Source organism: Erwinia wuhanensis, from assembly GCF_030484085.1.
In the GTDB taxonomy this organism is placed as follows: domain Bacteria; phylum Pseudomonadota; class Gammaproteobacteria; order Enterobacterales; family Enterobacteriaceae; genus Erwinia; species Erwinia aeris.
Genome location: NZ_JAUJUH010000005.1, coordinates 170630 through 188342, shown reverse-complemented (window position 1 = coordinate 188342; position 17713 = coordinate 170630). Strand labels below are relative to the sequence as shown.

Sequence of the window (17713 nt, the reverse complement as noted above, 5' to 3'; positions counted from 1 at the left end):
GTATAACGGGAAAGTCTTAAAAGCCTTCCGCCGGTTTTTTCTGGCATCAACACCCCGAAATCCCTATAATTACGCGCGAATTCATCCTCTCCATCTGTCTCAGACACAAATCAGGTCTTTAATTTATGACTGACAAGTCGCATCAGTGCGTCATCGTAGGTATCGCCGGCGCATCTGCCTCGGGAAAAAGTCTTATCGCCAGTACGCTCTATCGTGAAGTTCGCGATCGGGTCGGCGATGAAAATATTGGTGTTATCCCTGAGGATGCTTATTACAAAGACCAAAGCCATCTGACCATGGATGAACGGGTTAAAACAAACTATGACCACCCCAGCGCCATGGATCACAACCTGCTGCTGCAACATTTGCAGATGCTGAAAGCAGGGGAAGCGATCGATCTGCCGGTTTACAGCTATGTAGAACATACCCGTACCGCGCAGACTATTGAGCTGAAACCGAAGAAAGTCATTATTCTGGAAGGGATCCTGCTGCTGACGGACGCGCGGCTGCGCGCCGAAATGAACTTTTCGATCTTCGTGGATACGCCGCTGGATATCTGCCTGATGCGCCGCATGAAGCGCGACGTCAACGAACGAGGCCGCTCAATGGACTCCGTGATGGCGCAGTATCAGAAAACCGTGCGTCCGATGTTCCTGCAGTTTATCGAACCTTCCAAACAGTACGCTGACATTATCGTGCCTCGCGGCGGTAAAAACCGCATCGCGATCGATATCCTGAAGGCGAAGATCAATCAGTTCTTCGAGTAAACCTGTCCCGGCGGCCGAAAGGGCCGACCGGGTAGCCCGCGCAGGGAGCGCTCATGCTCCCGCCGCTCAGCCTGTTATTAATTTGGGAGTATCTGTCCATGCGTTTATGCGACCGTGATATAGAAGCCTGGCTCGACAGCGGCCAGCTTGATATCTCTCCGCGTCCGCCGGTAGAGCGTATTAACGGCGCTACCGTTGACGTCCGCCTCGGCAATCAGTTCCGCACTTTCCGCGGCCACACCGCTGCCTTTATCGATCTCAGCGGCCCGAAAGACGAGGTCAGCGCGGCGCTTGACCGCGTGATGAGCGACGAAATCGTGCTGCCGGAAGGCGAAGCGTTCTTTTTACACCCTGGCGAACTGGCGCTGGCGGTGACGTTTGAATCCGTGACCCTTCCTGATAACCTGGTCGGCTGGCTGGACGGGCGTTCATCGCTGGCCCGGCTGGGACTGATGGTGCACGTTACCGCCCACCGTATCGATCCAGGCTGGCAGGGACGTATCGTGCTGGAGTTCTATAATTCTGGTAAGCTGCCGCTGGCGTTACGGCCGGGGATGCTGATTGGCGCGCTGAGCTTTGAACCGCTTTCCGGGCCGGCGGCTCGTCCTTATAACCGCCGTCAGGATGCCAAATACAAAGGGCAACAGGGCGCGGACGCCAGCCGTATCGATAAAGATCAGGACGACGTATAGCGGCGGCGGGGCAGGGCCTGAGCCAGCGGCATGCGTCAGGAAGTGGAAGCTATAAGGGGAAGGCATGAAAAGGTTTATCACCACGTTGGCCATTTTGCTGGTGGTTATCGTGGCCGGCATGACGGCGCTGGTTTTGCTGGTCAATCCCAATGATTTTCGCGCCTATATGGCCAGACAGGTCGAACAGCGCAGCGGCTATCAGCTGGCGCTGAACGGCGATTTACGCTGGCACGTTTGGCCGCAGCTCAGCATTCTCTCCGGCCCGATGACCCTGACCGCGCCCGGCGCGCAGCAGCCTTTTGTCAGCGCCAGCAATATGCGGCTTGACGTCAAGCTCCTTCCTTTGCTTTCTCATCAGCTGGCGGTTAAACAGGTTCTGCTGAAAGGGGCAGTGATCCGCCTGACGCCCGACAGCGCGGCGCAGCGTCCGGCCAATGCGCCGCAGGGCCCGGCGGATACCGCACCGCCGCCGCCGCTGACTCAGCGCTGGACCTTTGATATCGATAATTTGCAGGTTGCCGACAGCCTGCTGATCTGGCAACAGAACAGCGGCGAGCAGCTTAACGTTCGCGATCTGAACCTGCAGCTGTCGCAGAACGCGCAGCGCCATGCCCATATTGAATTTGGCAGCCGCGTCAGCCGTGACCAGCGTGAGCTGTTGGTGAATCTGAATGCGGATGTGGATCTCAGCCACTATCCACAGCATCTTGCAGCAACGGTAAACCAGCTGGACTACCAGCTGAGCGGGGCCGATCTGCCGCGTGAAGGCGTCAAAGGGCAGGCGACCCTGCAGGCGGAGTGGCGCGACAGCGATGCTTTCAGCCTGAAAAATCTGGCGCTAAGCCTTAACGACAGTCAGCTCAACGGCAGCGCCAGCGGGACGCTGGGCGACCGCCCGCAAATCTCGCTGGATCTGCATGCCTCCGTGCTGAATCTGGATCCGTTGTTAGGGCTGGAAACCGAGGTCAACAGCGAAGGCCAAAATATCCAGACTCAGCGCGGCGGCCCTGCGCCCGTTATTGCTCAACCCGTGCAGGATAACGCCAGCTCGCCGTTTAACCAGATGGACGGACAGCTGGCGCTGTCGGCAGATAAGCTTAACTGGCGCGGTATGACGTTTGACGGGGTGACGCTACAGGGCAACAGCAGTAATGGCCTGGTGACGCTGGCGACGCTGACCGGCAAAACGGGCAACGGGCAGTTTTCCCTGCCGGGCAGCCTCGATTTCCGCCATGCACAGACGCAGATCGCGCTGACGCCTTCCTTGCAGAATATCGCCGTGGCGCCGCTGCTTAAAGCGTTTGAGCTGCCGGCTTCGCTGAGCGGCGATCTGACGCTGAACGGCAGCTTCAGCGGCGCGGGCCTGAGCGTGCCCGCCTTTAAACATGCCTGGCAGGGCAGTGCCGAAATCAGCCTGAACAACGCGCTGCTCTCCGGACTGAACTTCCAGCGTATGATCCAGCGCGCCGTAGAGCGTAGCAGCAACCGCGTTCACGCCGCCGCCGGGCCGGAGAACGACTTCCAGCAAATCACGGGTAAGATGTCGCTGCAAAAAGGGCTGCTGGCTTTCGTCGACCTGCACGGACGCGCCTCCATGCTTAACTATAGCGGCAAGGGCACGGTGAATATGGCAGACAAACAGGCGGATATGAACTTTGGCGTAACGGTCACCGAGGGCTGGCAGGGCGACAGCGAGCTGATTGGACGGCTTCAGCAGACGCCAGTGCCGTTAAGGATCTACGGCCCGTGGGATGGCCTGAACTATTCGCTGCAAATCGATCAGGTACTGCGCCAGCAGCTACAGGATGAAGCGAAGAAACGTCTGAAAGCGTGGTCGGAGAAAAATCCGCAAAGCGGCAAAAGCAGCTCGGTACAGAAACTGATTAACGACCTTTGATGGGCAGCGCTGATAAAGCAGCATCGCTTTATCAGCGCCGGTGTTACCAGTCTTCTTCTTCCGTCACCAGAGGGATAATTTGGACTTTCTGCACGCGGTGGCTTTCCACTTTAAGCGTGCGGAACAGGCAGTCGTTAATCTGGATCTCTTCGCCTTCCTGCGGCACCCGCTGCATATGCTCCATCAGCAGTCCCGCCAGCGTGTGATACTCCCTTTTTTCATCCAGCGGCAGCGGCACGTACATAATCAGGTCGTCCAGCGGCATATGCCCGTTGGCCGTCCAGCTGCCGTCTGCGTTTTGCTGGATATCGTAGCGGGGATCGATAGCTTCGCCTTCGTTAGGCAGGTTGCCCGCGATGGTTTCCATCACGTCGCTGAGCGTGACCACGCCCTCTACCGACCCAAACTCATCCACCACAAAGGCAAAATGCGTGCGCGCATTGCGGAACTGCTCCAGCGCCGGCAACAGCGACAGCTGCTCGGGGAACACCAGCGGCTGACGGATCAGCGCGCGGATATCCAGACTGTCGCCGTGCAGCGCCTGCTTCAGCAGGTCAATAACGTGCACCACGCCGAGCGGATCCTCGCTGTTTTCCGTGACCACCAGCCGCGTATGCTGGTTCTGGTCAAGCATCGCCATAATTTCTGCCGGCGACTCGCTGAGATCCACAGAAGCGATATCCTGACGGGAGGTCATAATGCTGCTGACCGTGCGCTGCCCCATGCCAAGCACGCGCGCAATCATCATGCGCTCCTGCTTGTTAAAGATCGCCTGGCTGCTGCTGTCGGCAACCAGCGAAGAGGTTTCCGCATCCAGCTCCGCCTGCTCGTGGCTGCCGCGCAGCAGGCGCAGTACGGCTTCGGCAGTACGTTTACGCAGGGGCGCTTTGGAAGAGAGGAAGCGGCGACGGTTGAAATGCGCCAGCTGATTCAGCGCTTCGATAATCACCGAGAAACCGATAGCGGCGTAAAGGTAGCCTTTAGGAATATGATAGCCAAAGCCGTCCGCCACCAGGCTGAAACCAATCATCAGCAGGAAGCTCAGACAGAGGATAACGATCGTCGGGTGTTGATTAACGAAACGCGTCAGCGGCTTGCTGGCCAGCAACATTAAGCAAATTGCGATAATAACGGCCGCCATCATCACGGCCAGATGGTCCACCATCCCTACGGCCGTGATCACGGAATCCAGGGAAAAAACGGCGTCCAGCACCACAATTTGCGCTACCACTGGCCAGAATTTAGCCCCACGCTTTTGTGGATTTTCATCCTCATCTTTGCCTTCCAGCCGTTCGTTCAGCTCCACTGTCGCTTTAAACAGCAGAAAAACGCCGCCCAGCAGCATGATCAAATCGCGCGCGCTGAAGGCGTGTCCGCCAACCGAGAAGAGGGCAGAGGTCAGTGAAGAGAGCCAGGAGATAGAGGCCAGCAGCAGCAGACGCATAATCAGCGCCAGCATCAGGCCCGTGACGCGGGCGCGGTCACGCTGCGCGGGCGGCAGCTTTTCCGCCAGGATAGCGATGAAGACAAGATTATCAATGCCCAGCACCAGTTCCAGCACGATCAGGGTGACAAGGCCAGCCCAGATTGACGGATCGACGATCCATTCAAACATCAGAAGTTCACTCATACAGATTAAGGAAATGCCATGATGATAGTGAACGCCGCCTGATTCAACAAATAATCCCCTGAAAGTCGCCGCAAGGTCGATAAACAGCCGAATAAATCGCCACTCATTCCTGGAATTGCCCGCGCAAAATTTGGCATCTGATTAAAAGGTTTTCAGGAATATTCGCATAGGTCTGCCTGTTGAAATAAGGGATACTTAAGCAATGAAGTAAAGTCAGACAGGAATATTCTGACTGTGACAGTAAAGCTAATCTGAATTTATCGTGAGGATAAAGATGAAAGGTATGGTTTAGCATGGCGCTGAAGGTAGTCTTAATCCTAAAAGCGCGCATGGGTAGCGGCAGGCTCTTGTAAACAGGCCAGTAATAACTAGTATAGCAATGTGTTAGTAAATGGCTGCGTTAATGTAGCAATTAGCACGGTCGCGTCTTAACGTTCTTTTTTATGTTCGGCTTTATGTAGACGCGCCAGTTAGTGCCTTTAGATGGCAGGATAAAACCAACACTTCAGGACAAAATACAGCGCATTGGCAGCTACAAGCCAGGGGCGGTAGCGTGTCCGAAGCGGTGAAAAGACCACGCCTTTTGGCGATAAAATCACCGCAGTTGTTGATTTTACATGTCATTCTCTGATTGTACTGCCAGTTACCATGAGCTTTTACACAATTTCTGAATACGTCTCCTGTGTAATAAAGAGCGTGTCGATAAGATACGCAATCCTTAGCGGTGGGAATTATTAAATCACAGGCTTTTGAAGAAAAAATAAGAGTTAACTATGCGCGATATAGAATTTACATTTAAAGGACTGTTAATAAAAATATCACTGGCACTTTCAGATCTTATTTTCTTTAACGCCTCCTTATTTATTGCTGTTCTGCTGATGAAAACTTTTCCAAACAGTTTGTTGGAAAATATGTCAGAGCAGGATCTGCAATTAAAAATAAGCACACACATCATTCTCTCTGTGATTTGTATCGGCTGGTTCTGGGTTCGCCTGCGCCACTATACCTATCGCAAACCGTTCTGGTTTGAATTAAAAGAAGTCTTCCGCAGCGTGCTGATCTTCTCCGTTATTGACCTGTCGATTACGGCATTGTCAAAATGGGAAATGTCCCGCTGGGTGTGGATTATTACCTGGCTGCTGGCGCTGATCCTTATTCCTGTCGGCCGCGCCATCGTTAAGCGTGTGCTGAACCGTAACGGCCTGTGGAAAAAGCAGTCCATTATTATCGGCAGCGGTAAAAATGCGGAAGAAGCCTATCTGGCGCTGCAAAGCGAAGAGGTAATGGGCTTTGACGTGGTGGCTTTCTACGATGTGGATGGCACTACGCCCGCGCCTGCGCTGTTCGGCATTCCGGTCATTCGCGATGAAACCTCGCTCTGGCAGCTGGTCAACAGCGAAACGCAATTTATTGTCGCCGTAGAATATGAACAGAGTCAGTATCGTGATCTCTGGCTGAAAAATCTGGCGAAACATAATTGCCGTTCCGTTTCCGTTATTCCTTCACTGCGTGGCGTACCGCTATACGGTACTGATATGGCTTATATCTTCAGCCATGAAGTTATGATCCTGCGCGTCAGCAATAATTTGGCGAAGCGCACCTCGCGTTTCCTTAAGCGTACCTTCGATATTGTCGGTGCCTTAAGTATTATCACCATGCTGATGCCTGCGCTGGCCTTCCTGATCTTTATGGTCGCTCGCGACGGCGGCAATCCTATTTATGGGCATGAGCGAGTAGGGCGCAACGGACGCAAATTTAAATGCCTTAAGTTCCGTTCAATGGTGGTGAATTCCAAAGAGGTACTGGAAGAAGTGCTACGCACCGATCCTGTAGCGCGTGCGGAATGGGATAAAGACTTTAAGCTGAAGAACGATCCCCGCATCACCCGCATCGGTCACTTTATTCGTAAAACCAGCCTTGATGAGCTGCCGCAGCTGTGGAACGTGGTTCGCGGCGAGATGAGCCTGGTCGGCCCGCGTCCGGTGATTGAAGACGAGCTGGAGCGCTATGCGGGCGACGTTGACTACTACTTTATGGCTAAGCCTGGTATGACCGGCCTGTGGCAGGTAAGCGGACGTAACGATGTCGATTATGAAACCCGCGTTTATTTTGACTCCTGGTACGTAAAAAACTGGTCATTGTGGAACGATATCGCCATCCTGTTCAAAACCATCGGGGTGGTGCTTAAGCGCGACGGCGCCTATTAATTTGAGCTTTCGACGCGCTCTTCGGAGCGCGTCGCTGTTATAGCGTAGTTTGACTGTAACCGTCATGGACTTACGCGCTCACCACTTTCTTTGTTAAGCGTCGGTTCACAGCGAGTCGGCAAGGCATTAAAAAAGGATAGGGATCGGACGATAATGACTGACAGTTATAGCGATTGAAACGCTTATCTTTACTTTTGCAAGACGCTACACAGCGGCGGATCCGCCACTATCAATCAAATTACTGATAGCGATGAAACAGATGATTACAATCAAAACGAAGTTACTGCCCTTGTTGATATCGGCTACCCTCCTTTCCGGATGTACGGTAGTTCCGGGTTCAAAGCTTTCCACCAGCGGAAAAGACGTAATTAAGCAGCAGGACAACGATTTTGACATTGATAAATACGTTAATGTCTTCCCGATGACCCCAAGCCTGGTTGACCGTATGCGTCCGGCGCCCGTTGTGGCGCGACAGAACGTTCAGCTGCAAAATGAACTGCAAAACTATGAGTATCGTATCGGCGTCGGCGATGTGCTGACCGTTATCGTCTGGGACCACCCGGAGCTGACCACGCCAGCGGGCCAGTACCGCAGCGCCAGCGACACCGGTAACTGGGTTCACTCAGACGGCACCATCTTTTACCCTTATATCGGCCGCGTTCGCGTAGCCGGTCGTACCGTGCAGGAAGTGCGTACCGAAGTCGCCGGCCGCCTGGCGCAGTATATCGAAAGCCCGCAGGTTGACGTCAGCGTCGCCTCGTTCAAGTCGCAGAAAGCGTACGTGACGGGCGAAGTGACCACGTCTGGCCAGCAGCCGATTACCAACGTGCCGCTGACTATTCTGGATGCGATCAACGCCGCAGGCGGCCTGACCGCCAATGCCGACTGGCGCAATGTGGTGCTGACCCACAACGGCAGCGAAGTGCCGGTTTCTCTGCAGGCGCTGATGCAAAACGGCGATCTGTCGCAGAACCATCTGCTTTATCCGGGCGATATCCTGTTTGTGCCGCGCAACGACGATCTGAAAGTCTTTGTAATGGGCGAAGTCAGACAGCAGACCACGCTGAAAATGGATCGCAGCGGTATGACGCTTTCCGAAGCGCTGGGCAGCGCCCAGGGCATGGATCAGACCGCCTCTGACGCGACGGGCGTATTTGTTATCCGTCCAATCAAAGGGAAAAACCGCACCAAGATCGCCAACATCTATCAGCTGAACCTGAAGGATGCGTCGGCGATGGTGATGGGCTCCGAATTCCAGCTGGAACCGTATGACATCGTTTATGTCACCTCAACGCCGCTGACGCGTTGGAACCGTGTTATTTCGCAGCTGACCCCAACTATCACCGGTATCTATAACGCGAGCGAAAACGCACAGATCATTCACAGATGGTAACGGCGGGGCATGATGATTAATTCAATCTTAGTGGTCTGCGTCGGCAATATCTGCCGCTCTCCTACGGGGGAGCGGCTGCTGAAACAGGCGCTACCGGATAAAAAGATCGCCTCGGCGGGGCTGAGCGCGCTGGTCGACCATCCGGCCGACGAAACCGCCAGCAGCGTCGCCAGCGAACATGGGGTTTCGCTGGCGGGCCATCAGGCACGGCAGCTGACCTCCGGCATGTGCCGGGATTACGATCTCATCCTGGTGATGGAAAAAAGGCATGTCGATCTGGTCAACCGCATTAACCCCTCCGTACGTGGCAAGACCATGTTATTTGGCCACTGGCTCAACCAGCAGGAAATAGCGGATCCCTATAAGAAAAGCCGCGATGCCTTTGAAGCCGTGTACGGATTACTCGAAAAAGCTGCCCAGAAATGGGTCACCGCATTAAGCCGATAGTTGGGATACTCGATGAATATAAAAAGTAAGGCGCCGACCGCGTCGAAAGAGGAAGCTGGCGGGTGGGATTTAGCGCACCTTGTCGGACAGCTGGTTGATCATCGCTGGATTATCGTGGCCGTTACGGCCTTCTTCCTGCTGCTCGGCACGCTCTATTCGCTGTTCGCCACGCCTATCTACAGTGCGGACGCGCTGGTACAGGTAGAGCAGAAAAGCCCTAACACCGTGCTGACCGATCTGACCGAGGCGCCGGTGGAACCCGCTTCCGCCACGGAAATCCAGATCATCCAGTCTCGTATGGTGATTGGCAAAACGGTAGACGATTTGGGCCTGAACATCCAGGTTGAGCAAAATCACTTCCCCGTAGTGGGCAAAGGCTTTGCCCGCCTGCTGGGCGAAAAGCCGGCCAAAATCGCCGTATCCCGTCTTGAGATGCCGAAAAGCTGGAAAGATGCCAGCGTAAAGGTTGAGATCACCGGCGCCGACAGCTACACCGTTTCGAAAGACGGCGACGATCTGTTCAAAGGTAAAATCGGCCAGTTCCAGCAGCAGCATGGCGTGTCGATGCTGGTTAGCGGCATTGACGCTGAACCGGGCACCACTTTTACCGTCTCTAAGCTGTCCACGCTGGCGGCGATCGGCATGGTCACTAACAACCTTGCCGTGGCCGACAAAGGCAAAGATACCGGCGTGATGGGTCTGACCTATACCGGTGAAGATCCGGAGCTGATTAGCCAGGTGCTGGATCGGGTGATGAGCAACTACCTGATGCAGAACGTGGAGCGTAAATCCGCCGAAGCGCAGAAGAGCCTGGAGTTCCTGCAGCATCAGCTGCCGCAGGTGCGCAGCAAGCTGGACGAAGCGGAAGACAAGCTTAACACCTATCGTCGCAATAACGATTCGGTGGATATGTCGCTGGAAGCCAAATCGGCGCTGGACTCCTCTGTTAGCGTACAGAGCCAGCTGAACGAGCTGACCTTCCGTGAAGCGGAAGTTTCCCAGCTGTTCACCAAGGATCACCCGACCTATCGCGCATTGCTGGAAAAACGTAAAACGCTGGAAGACGAGCAGAAAAAACTGAACCAGAAAATTGGTCAGATGCCGCAGACCCAGCAGGAAATTTTACGTCTGACCCGCGACGTGCAGGCCGGTCAGGAAATCTACATGCAGCTGCTTAACCGTCAGCAGGAGCTGAGCATCAGCAAAGCCAGTACGGTTGGCGACGTGCGCATCATCGACCATGCGGAAACCGCATCCAAGCCGGTTGCGCCGAAGAAAATGCTGATTATGCTGGCCAGCCTGATTGCAGGCCTGGTGATCTCCGTGGGCATCATTCTGCTGAAAGCGCTGTTCCACCACGGCATCACCGCGCCGGATCAGCTGGAAGAAGCCGGTATGAACGTTTATGCCAGCGTGCCGCTTTCCGAATGGCAGCGTAAGAAAGACGTCGAGGCGCTGAACAAGCGCGGCGTGAAGGTCGATCCGCACAACAGCCTGCTGGCGTTGGGCAACCCGACCGACCTCTCTATCGAAGCGATCCGTAGCCTGCGTACCAGCCTGCACTTCGCGATGATGGAAGCCCGTAACAACGTGCTGATGATCACCGGCGCCAGCCCTGGCATTGGTAAAACCTTTATCAGCGCCAACCTGGCGGCGCTGGTTGCACAGGCGGGGCAGAAAGTGCTGTTTATCGATGGCGATATGCGCCGTGGCTATACGCACGAGCTGCTGGGCGCGGCCAATAAGTCCGGACTGTCCACCATCCTGTCGGGCAAAACCGCCTTCACGCAGGATCTGATCCAGCACGGTGAATACGGCTTTGACTTTATTCCGCGCGGACAGGTGCCGCCAAACCCTTCCGAGCTGTTGATGCACAGCCGCATGAACGAGCTGCTGGAGTGGGCGAGCAAAAATTACGATCTGGTACTGATCGATACGCCGCCGGTGCTGGCCGTGACCGATGCAACTATTATCGGCAAGCTGGCAGGCACCGCGCTGATGGTAGCGCGCTTTGAAACCAACACGCTGAAAGAAGTAGAGTTCAGCTACAAGCGCTTTGCGCAAAACGGTATCGATATTAAAGGCGTCATTCTTAACGCCGTCGTGCGGAAAGCCGCCAATGCGTACGGCTACGGCTACGACTATTACGATTACAGCTACAAAGGCAATGCAAAAAGCTAATGCTTAAAAGGATCCGCCGCAAGGCGGATCCTTTCGCCTCTGGAATCAGGCCTGTTTCCGGCTGTTTTATGTATAACGTTTAAAAGGTGCCTTGTGATGAAGGATATTTTCTTCTCGATCGTTATCCCTGCCTATAACGCCTCCGAATCGATCGTCACCACGCTGGACTGCGTTAAAGCGCAAAGCTATAAGCATTTTGAAGTGATTATCGTCGACGACAAGTCGGCCGATGCGGCAAAGCTGGCCGAGGTCGTTAACAGCGATCGCTACAGCGACCTGAAAATTAATCTGGTGCTGTCAGAGGTCAAACTCAACGGCGCGGGCGCGCGCAACCGGGGCATTGACCTGGCGACGGGCGACTATGTCTGCTTCCTGGACGCCGACGATGAATGGCATGAAGACAAGCTGCTGGAAAACGTCAAAAAAATCCAGGAGCTGACTGCCAGAGGCAAAGACCGCTTTGTGATCTACAGCCAGGTGAACATTATGCAGGACGGCGCCTTTTTAAAGGTGATGCCGATCAATTTGCCTGCGCACAATGAAAGCATCGCCGAATATCTGTTTGGCTGCTACGGCTTTATCCAGACCAGTACTATTGTGCTGAAGCGCGAGCACGCGGCGGAAATTAAGTTTGATGAGCGGTTTATCCGTCATCAGGACTACGACTTCTGCATCCGCGCGGATAAAAACGATTTTGAATTCGTGATGATTGCAAAACCACTGGCTAACTACCATATGGTGAGCAAATTCAACTCCAGCCATAAAGGCGAGTCCGTAAAGTACTCCACCTTCTGGCTGAAAAGCATGAGCCCGTATCTGAGCAAGCGGGATGTTTATACCTATAAAGCGTATAAGCTGCCGATCCGCTATAAAATGGATGGCAAGGTGCTGCACGCCAGCCTGAGCTTCGCGCAATATTTCTTTTTAACCAACAAAGGCAATCGCGATTATTTTCTCGGCCGTTTAAAACAGAAGTTCTCAGAACGTATTGCAAAAAAATAGCCCTGATTAAAATAATAAGACGGCGGAACAACAATGGCCATATATTGGATAATCAGTTACAGCATTCTGGCGTGCTGTATTTTTGAGTTGGCAGCAATCAACCAGCTTAACGACCCCAGGATCAAACGCGTCATCATGTGGCTGGCGTTTATCTGCACGATGGCGCTGATCTGTTTCGGCGGCTCGCGCGGTCTGCACTCCGGCATGGATGACAGCCAGTACCTGGACTTTTTCGCGGATTTTTCGGCACAGCTTCACGTCAACACCTATGACGCGATCACCGACACCTATCGCTATGAAAAACTCTTTATGCTGCTGGCCTGGCTGTTTTCACTGGTCACCAGCCAGAGCTACTATTTTCTCTTTTTTATCTGCTTTATTGCGGTTTCGACTAACGCTTACTGCTACAAAAAGTATTCTCCGCTGATCCTCTGTTCGCTTTGTTTATATTCAACTCACCTGTTTATCAACAAAGACATGAACCAGATCCGCTTTGGGTTATCCAGCGCCTTTGCTATCGCCTTTATCTGCTCGCTGGCGACGAAGAGAAACGTGTTGGCGCTGGTATTCCTGGTGCTCAGTACGCAGTCGCACGCCACGGGTTATACCATCCTGCTGGCGGTGCCGTTCTTCTTCCTGCGCGAGCGCAAGTATCTGCCGCTGATTATCGTCTTCGCCTGTATTCCGCTGGGAATTATCGGCGGGAAAAAGCTCTTTCTCGACTCGTTGGGCATCGTGCCTGGCCTGGGCGAACGAGCGGCGGGCTATAGCGGCACCGACTTCGATACCGCCTCGCCGGTGTTTGGCCTGGCCAACCTGAAAAACATCTTCTTTATTGCCGCCTTTACCCTTTACTACTTCCGTAACGGCATCCAGAAAGGCGATCGTCTGGTTTATATCCTGCTGGTCTCGTATGCGGTGGGCGCGGGCGTGCGTATTACGTTCTCCGACTTCAGTATCTTTGGCGGCAGGGTGGGCAACCTGTTCCTTCACGCCGAACCGATACTTTTCTCTTTCTTGCTGCTGCGAATACGCAATCTGCTGGTAAACGTCGCCTTGTTAGCGGGGATCTGTTCTTACTACCTCGCCTATAACACGATACTTTCCGCGCAGTCGATTACCGGCTATAGCGTAGCGCCGCTGTTCCGTATGTTCAGCGGCTAGGCGGCCCTGAGCCGCGCTTTTTGCTCAATTTCAACAGGATGATTGAATATGTACAAATTGCTGATCCTTATTGACGGCATTTCCAACAGCGGCGGTACGGATCGCGTTGCCAGCACCTTATCCAGCCTGCTCAGCAATAATGATTACGACGTCACGCTCTATTCGTTGAACAAAGGCGATCCTTACTATCCGACCGATGCGAAAGTGAAAATTCGCTATCCCGAAGCGACCGCGCGCCTGCTTAAGATCCGCGAGTTTATCCGCTTTGCGAAATCGCAGCCCTTTGACGGCATTATGATTATCTCCATGGGCAAGCTTTCCGTGCAGGCGCTGCTGGCCATGAAGCTGTTCGGCGTGAAGTCAAAAATCATCTGCTGCGATCATGTCTCGATTGAAACCTTTAAAACGCCGATCCGTCGCCTGAAAGTGTTCTGCTACGGCCTGGCGGACAAAATCGCCGTGCTTACCGATCACGATAAAAGCTATCTGGAAAAAAATTACGGCGTGAAAAACGTGCACGTGATGAGAAACATCTCGCCTTTCCATGCTGAAAGCAGCGCCAGCAGCTTTGATGACGTTTTCGCCGGCAAGCAGGATCGGGTGTTGGCGGTGGGCCGTCTCACTTACCAGAAAAATTTCGACCGGATGCTCGACGTCTGGCAACGTGTGGATAAGCAGGGCTGGACGCTGCAAATCGTCGGCGACGGCGAAGACAAACCCGCGCTGCTGGCGAAAATTAAAAGCTACGGCATGGAAGCGAGCACGGAAATCATTACGCCCAGCAAAAAGATCAACGATTACTACCGCGCCGCCGGCATCATCATCATGACCTCCCGTTATGAAGGCCTGCCGATGGTGCTGATCGAGGCGAAAAACTTTGCGCTGCCCGCCGTCGCCTTCGACTGCAAAACCGGCCCGGCGGAAATTATCAAAGACGACGGGTTCGTTATCGATTACGACAACGACGACGCCTTTGTGGCGCAGCTGAACATGCTGATCGCCGACGAGCAAAAGCGCAAAACCTTTGCCCACGCGGCCTGGCGCAACGCCGAAAACTACGGGCCGACGCTGATCTTACAAAAGTGGAATGAACTTCTGAATTAACGGGTGATGTTATGTTTTCAGTTCTTATGTCTCTCTATCACAGAGAGAAACCGGAAAATGTTGAGCAGTGCATGCAGAGCCTGTACGAGCAGACGCTGCCAGCTGACGAGATCGTGCTGGTCTACGACGGCCCGCTGGGCGACGATCTGAAAGCGGCGGTCAACAACTGGATGGACAAGCTGCCGCTTGTCATCGTGCCGCTGGAAAAAAACGTCGGTCTGGGCAAGGCGCTTAACGCGGGTCTGGATCGCTGCTCGCATAATATCGTCGCGCGCATGGACACCGACGACATCTGCCTGCCGGAACGCTTTGAAAAACAGATCCCCTATATGGAAGCGCATCCTGATATGGCGCTGCTGGGCGCGGCGGTAATTGAATTTGATGAATTCGGCAACGAGCGTCTGAAGCGTCTGCCGCTGAACAACGCAGAGATCCGCCATTTCGCCCGCATGAAAAACCCGTTCAACCATATGTGCGTGGTGTTCCGTAAGGATAAGGTATTGGCGGCGGGCAGCTACCAGCACCACCTGTTTATGGAAGATTACAATTTGTGGCTGCGTATGCTCTCGCAGGGCTATGACGTCGCCAACCTGCACGATGTGCTGATGCGTGTGCGCTCGGGCAGCGAGATGGTCAGCAAGCGCCGCGGCATGACCTATATCAAAAGCGAGGTGCAGCTGTGGTCGTTAAAGAATCGCCTGCGCCAGACTAACTTCGTGAACGGCACGCTCTATTTTCTGATCCGCACCTCAACGCGGGTGATGCCGGTAAGCGTAATGAAGTTCCTGTACGAGCGGGATCGCAAAGGATAAAAAAGCCTGCACCGGACTATACCTCTGGATGAAACAGCATCGACACTTACCTGATTAACGGAATTTTGTATGAAGCGCAGAGAATTAATCCGAACAGCATTTTCCTCTATCGTGGCAACCGCAGCACTGAGTTCGCTACCCGCAGCCGCCCGCAGTGAAGAAGCGGGTCTGAAGCTGAAGAAAGTGCCGGCCGATGCCATTCCCAAAAATGACGTGCCGATTTTTTCACCTGACGACGTCTTCACCATGCCCGCCGAATTCTGGCATGACTTTAACGGCAAGCTCTATATCGGCAAGGCGGGCACCGATCCCGCTCAGCATCCGATCGACGTTTTTGTTAAAAGCGCCAACGGCGAAGTTTCGCTGCTGTCGCAGCCCGTGTCGTTGAACAGCGATACTTTAAAACGTTTTGTGGCAGCCAAAGGCGCGCTGTGGTCAAACAGCGAATATTCGATGGCGCTCTATAACGATCGCGACGAGCAGCTGTTCTACGTGCCGGATGTGAAAAACAGCGGCGCTTCCGAATTCAGCCGCCGTCTGGCGCAGCCTTCCGGCTACCAGCTGATTGGCGAAATCGGCTCTTACGATGAGTTACGCCAGACCCGACCGCTGTTCAACGGCGCAAAAGTGCGGCTTAAGGGCTGGCACGCCGGAACGGAAACGGGCGGCGGCGCCTTTGTCGGCGAGCTGAGCAAAGCACAGGATGACGGTGGCTATATTGCCTCGTCTGGTCAGGATTACCACTGGCGTCGCATCTCTGACGATCTGAACGCGCTGACCATCTTTGACTTTGGCGCAGTGGCCGACGGCCGCACCGACTCGCTGCCCGCCATTCAGGCAATGTTCCACTGGGCGCAGGATAACAACAGAATGTTGTCCGTGCAGTTCCCGGCCGGGCGCTTTTTCGTCTCCTCGTTTGATATTTCCGCTAACTACGTCAGCTACTTCCGCGTATCGGGCGCGCCAATCAACTTCGGCTATTTCCCCTCGACCACGATTGTCTCCGATGGCAAATCGGACTTTGCCTTTAAGGTGAACGCGCGTTGGGTAGAGATCAGCAACCTGAGCTTTGAAGGCCGCAATAAAGAACTGCCGAACACGCAGGGCTTCTATCACAACTCGTGTCCGGCGGGGCAGTACTTCCGCGGTTCCTGCCTGCGCTTTATTGGCGTTGGCGGCACGTCGCTGAGCCTGGTTGATACGCTGGATTGTAAAATCGACCAGTGGTATGCCAATAACTGTACCGGCGATGTGATCAAAGCGACCTGGTCCTATACCAAAAAAGGCAACTGGGATCACAGCACCGCTATCGAACTGTCGAACTTCAACGTGCAGCACTGCTCTAAAGGCATGGCGCTGAACCTGCCGCGCTGTACGCAGTCGATTATTCACAACGGCTGGATTGAGCACACCGAGTTTCCGGGCGATCTCTCTAACGGTCAGTGGATCGTGGATGCGTTAAGCATTGAAACCTGCCCGAACCCGCTGATTGCCCACCACTCGCGGCTGAATATGCGGCAAATCAACCTGCAGGCGAAAAGTTGGATTGATAACTCGCTGCAGGGCGATGAGTGGCTTGGCCCTTACGAACGCGGTTCTACTCGCGTAGAGTCTTACGGCATCGCCGCCGACGGCAGCATGAAGTACAACTATCTGACTTCACGCTTTCGTATTCAGAACAACAGCAACCAGGAAAAATGGTATCTGTTGGGCAACATCCATACGCCGGATGTGGGCGACAGCTGGGAAATTGAGATCCTCGGGCAGTCGCAGTTCAGCAATGGCACCACGTCGGAGCCGCTGCATAATCTGTTGAACGATCGCAACACCGGCGGTAAAGCCGTTATCACCTTGCAACGTAAGGTTCACGGTTTTGAAGGAAGCTGGCACATCGAGGGCAGCAGCCCGATTGTCGACGTGATGTATACCACTACGCACGATGCCGATACGCAGGTCTTTGTGAAGCTGGCAGGCTGGGTCGGCTCGTCCGGCGTGATGATGAAAACCACGGCGCGCGATCGCTTCCTGACCGGCCAGTGCGCCCGCTTCGATGCGGAGATGGACTTCAAAAATCCGCCGCAGGGCGCGCGTCAGGCCGTGCGTCGCTTCTCGCTGCACAATGGCAAAGCAGGGATAGGCGCCAACGAGCAGGGCGATCTGCTGGTGCAGTCGCGGCAGTTGGATGCGGCCGAGGTCGATACCACCAAACCCGGCGGTTTTGTTTCCATGGTGATCAACGGCCAGCAGGTTGCGGTGCCCTGGTATGCGCTAAAAAATCAGGGTTAACGGCTGCTTTCGGCGGTCAGCCTGCTTTTAATCGTAAAAAAGCAGGCTAGCCGGTTGATTTTTAGGATAATTACGCTTGCCTGGCTGCACAGGTTAGCTGCTAGTATTAGATAAAATTGATCAAGCTGTTC

At 54.3% G+C, this 17713-nt stretch carries 13 protein-coding genes; 12 read left to right on the top strand and 1 reads right to left on the bottom strand.

Going from position 1 to position 17713, the window contains the following annotated elements; translation table 11 throughout:
* The first annotated feature begins 125 nt into the window (after window positions 1-125).
* The 3 genes from udk (at window position 126) to asmA (ending at window position 3356) form a co-directional block, all read left to right on the top strand.
* A complete protein-coding gene (udk, locus tag QZH36_RS13720; protein WP_125288134.1) occupies window positions 126-767 on the top strand; it encodes a uridine kinase in 642 nt (213 codons plus the stop codon).
* A 98-nt stretch (window positions 768-865) separates the two neighbouring features.
* Window positions 866-1459: a dCTP deaminase gene (dcd, locus tag QZH36_RS13715; protein ID WP_253461273.1), complete on the top strand. Its 594-nt coding sequence runs from the start codon at window positions 866-868 to the stop codon at window positions 1457-1459.
* A gap of 64 nt (window positions 1460-1523) precedes the next feature.
* Complete coding sequence (asmA, locus tag QZH36_RS13710; RefSeq protein ID WP_301730473.1) at window positions 1524-3356, top strand: outer membrane assembly protein AsmA; 1833 nt, start codon at window positions 1524-1526, stop codon at window positions 3354-3356.
* A 43-nt stretch (window positions 3357-3399) separates the two neighbouring features.
* Here the strand turns inward: asmA and QZH36_RS13705 are convergent, their stop codons facing one another.
* The gene (locus QZH36_RS13705) at window positions 3400-4971 is read right to left on the bottom strand and encodes a TerC family protein (RefSeq protein ID WP_253460052.1); all 1572 of its coding nucleotides are present in this window, start codon (window positions 4969-4971) and stop codon (window positions 3400-3402) included.
* 788 nt (window positions 4972-5759) lie between these two features.
* Here QZH36_RS13705 and wbaP point away from each other — a divergent pair.
* The 9 genes from wbaP (at window position 5760) to QZH36_RS13660 (ending at window position 17582) form a co-directional block, all read left to right on the top strand.
* The gene (wbaP, locus tag QZH36_RS13700) at window positions 5760-7193 is read left to right on the top strand and encodes an undecaprenyl-phosphate galactose phosphotransferase WbaP (protein ID WP_253460055.1); all 1434 of its coding nucleotides are present in this window, start codon (window positions 5760-5762) and stop codon (window positions 7191-7193) included.
* Between the two features lie 259 nt (window positions 7194-7452).
* Window positions 7453-8586 (top strand): polysaccharide export protein, encoded by a 1134-nt coding sequence (locus QZH36_RS13695; protein ID WP_199746380.1) that lies wholly within the window; start codon window positions 7453-7455, stop codon window positions 8584-8586.
* Between the two features lie 12 nt (window positions 8587-8598).
* Complete coding sequence (locus tag QZH36_RS13690) at window positions 8599-9033, top strand: arsenate reductase/protein-tyrosine-phosphatase family protein (protein ID WP_253460058.1); 435 nt, start codon at window positions 8599-8601, stop codon at window positions 9031-9033.
* Window positions 9034-9045: 12 nt separating this feature from the next.
* Window positions 9046-11214, top strand: coding sequence for a tyrosine-protein kinase Wzc (gene wzc, locus QZH36_RS13685; protein WP_253460062.1), 2169 nt, complete (start codon window positions 9046-9048; stop codon window positions 11212-11214).
* 96 nt (window positions 11215-11310) lie between these two features.
* Window positions 11311-12216, top strand: a complete 906-nt coding sequence (locus tag QZH36_RS13680; protein WP_253460065.1) for a glycosyltransferase family 2 protein — start codon at window positions 11311-11313, stop codon at window positions 12214-12216.
* 33 nt (window positions 12217-12249) lie between these two features.
* Window positions 12250-13380: an EpsG family protein gene (locus QZH36_RS13675; protein WP_125288128.1), complete on the top strand. Its 1131-nt coding sequence runs from the start codon at window positions 12250-12252 to the stop codon at window positions 13378-13380.
* Window positions 13381-13428: 48 nt separating this feature from the next.
* Window positions 13429-14484, top strand: coding sequence for a glycosyltransferase family 4 protein (locus QZH36_RS13670; protein ID WP_253460068.1), 1056 nt, complete (start codon window positions 13429-13431; stop codon window positions 14482-14484).
* An 11-nt stretch (window positions 14485-14495) separates the two neighbouring features.
* The gene (locus QZH36_RS13665; protein ID WP_301251112.1) at window positions 14496-15296 is read left to right on the top strand and encodes a glycosyltransferase family 2 protein; all 801 of its coding nucleotides are present in this window, start codon (window positions 14496-14498) and stop codon (window positions 15294-15296) included.
* A 69-nt stretch (window positions 15297-15365) separates the two neighbouring features.
* Entirely contained in the window at window positions 15366-17582 is a 2217-nt protein-coding gene (locus QZH36_RS13660; protein ID WP_253460074.1) for a phage tailspike protein, read from the top strand.
* The last annotated feature ends 131 nt before the right edge of the window (window positions 17583-17713 follow it).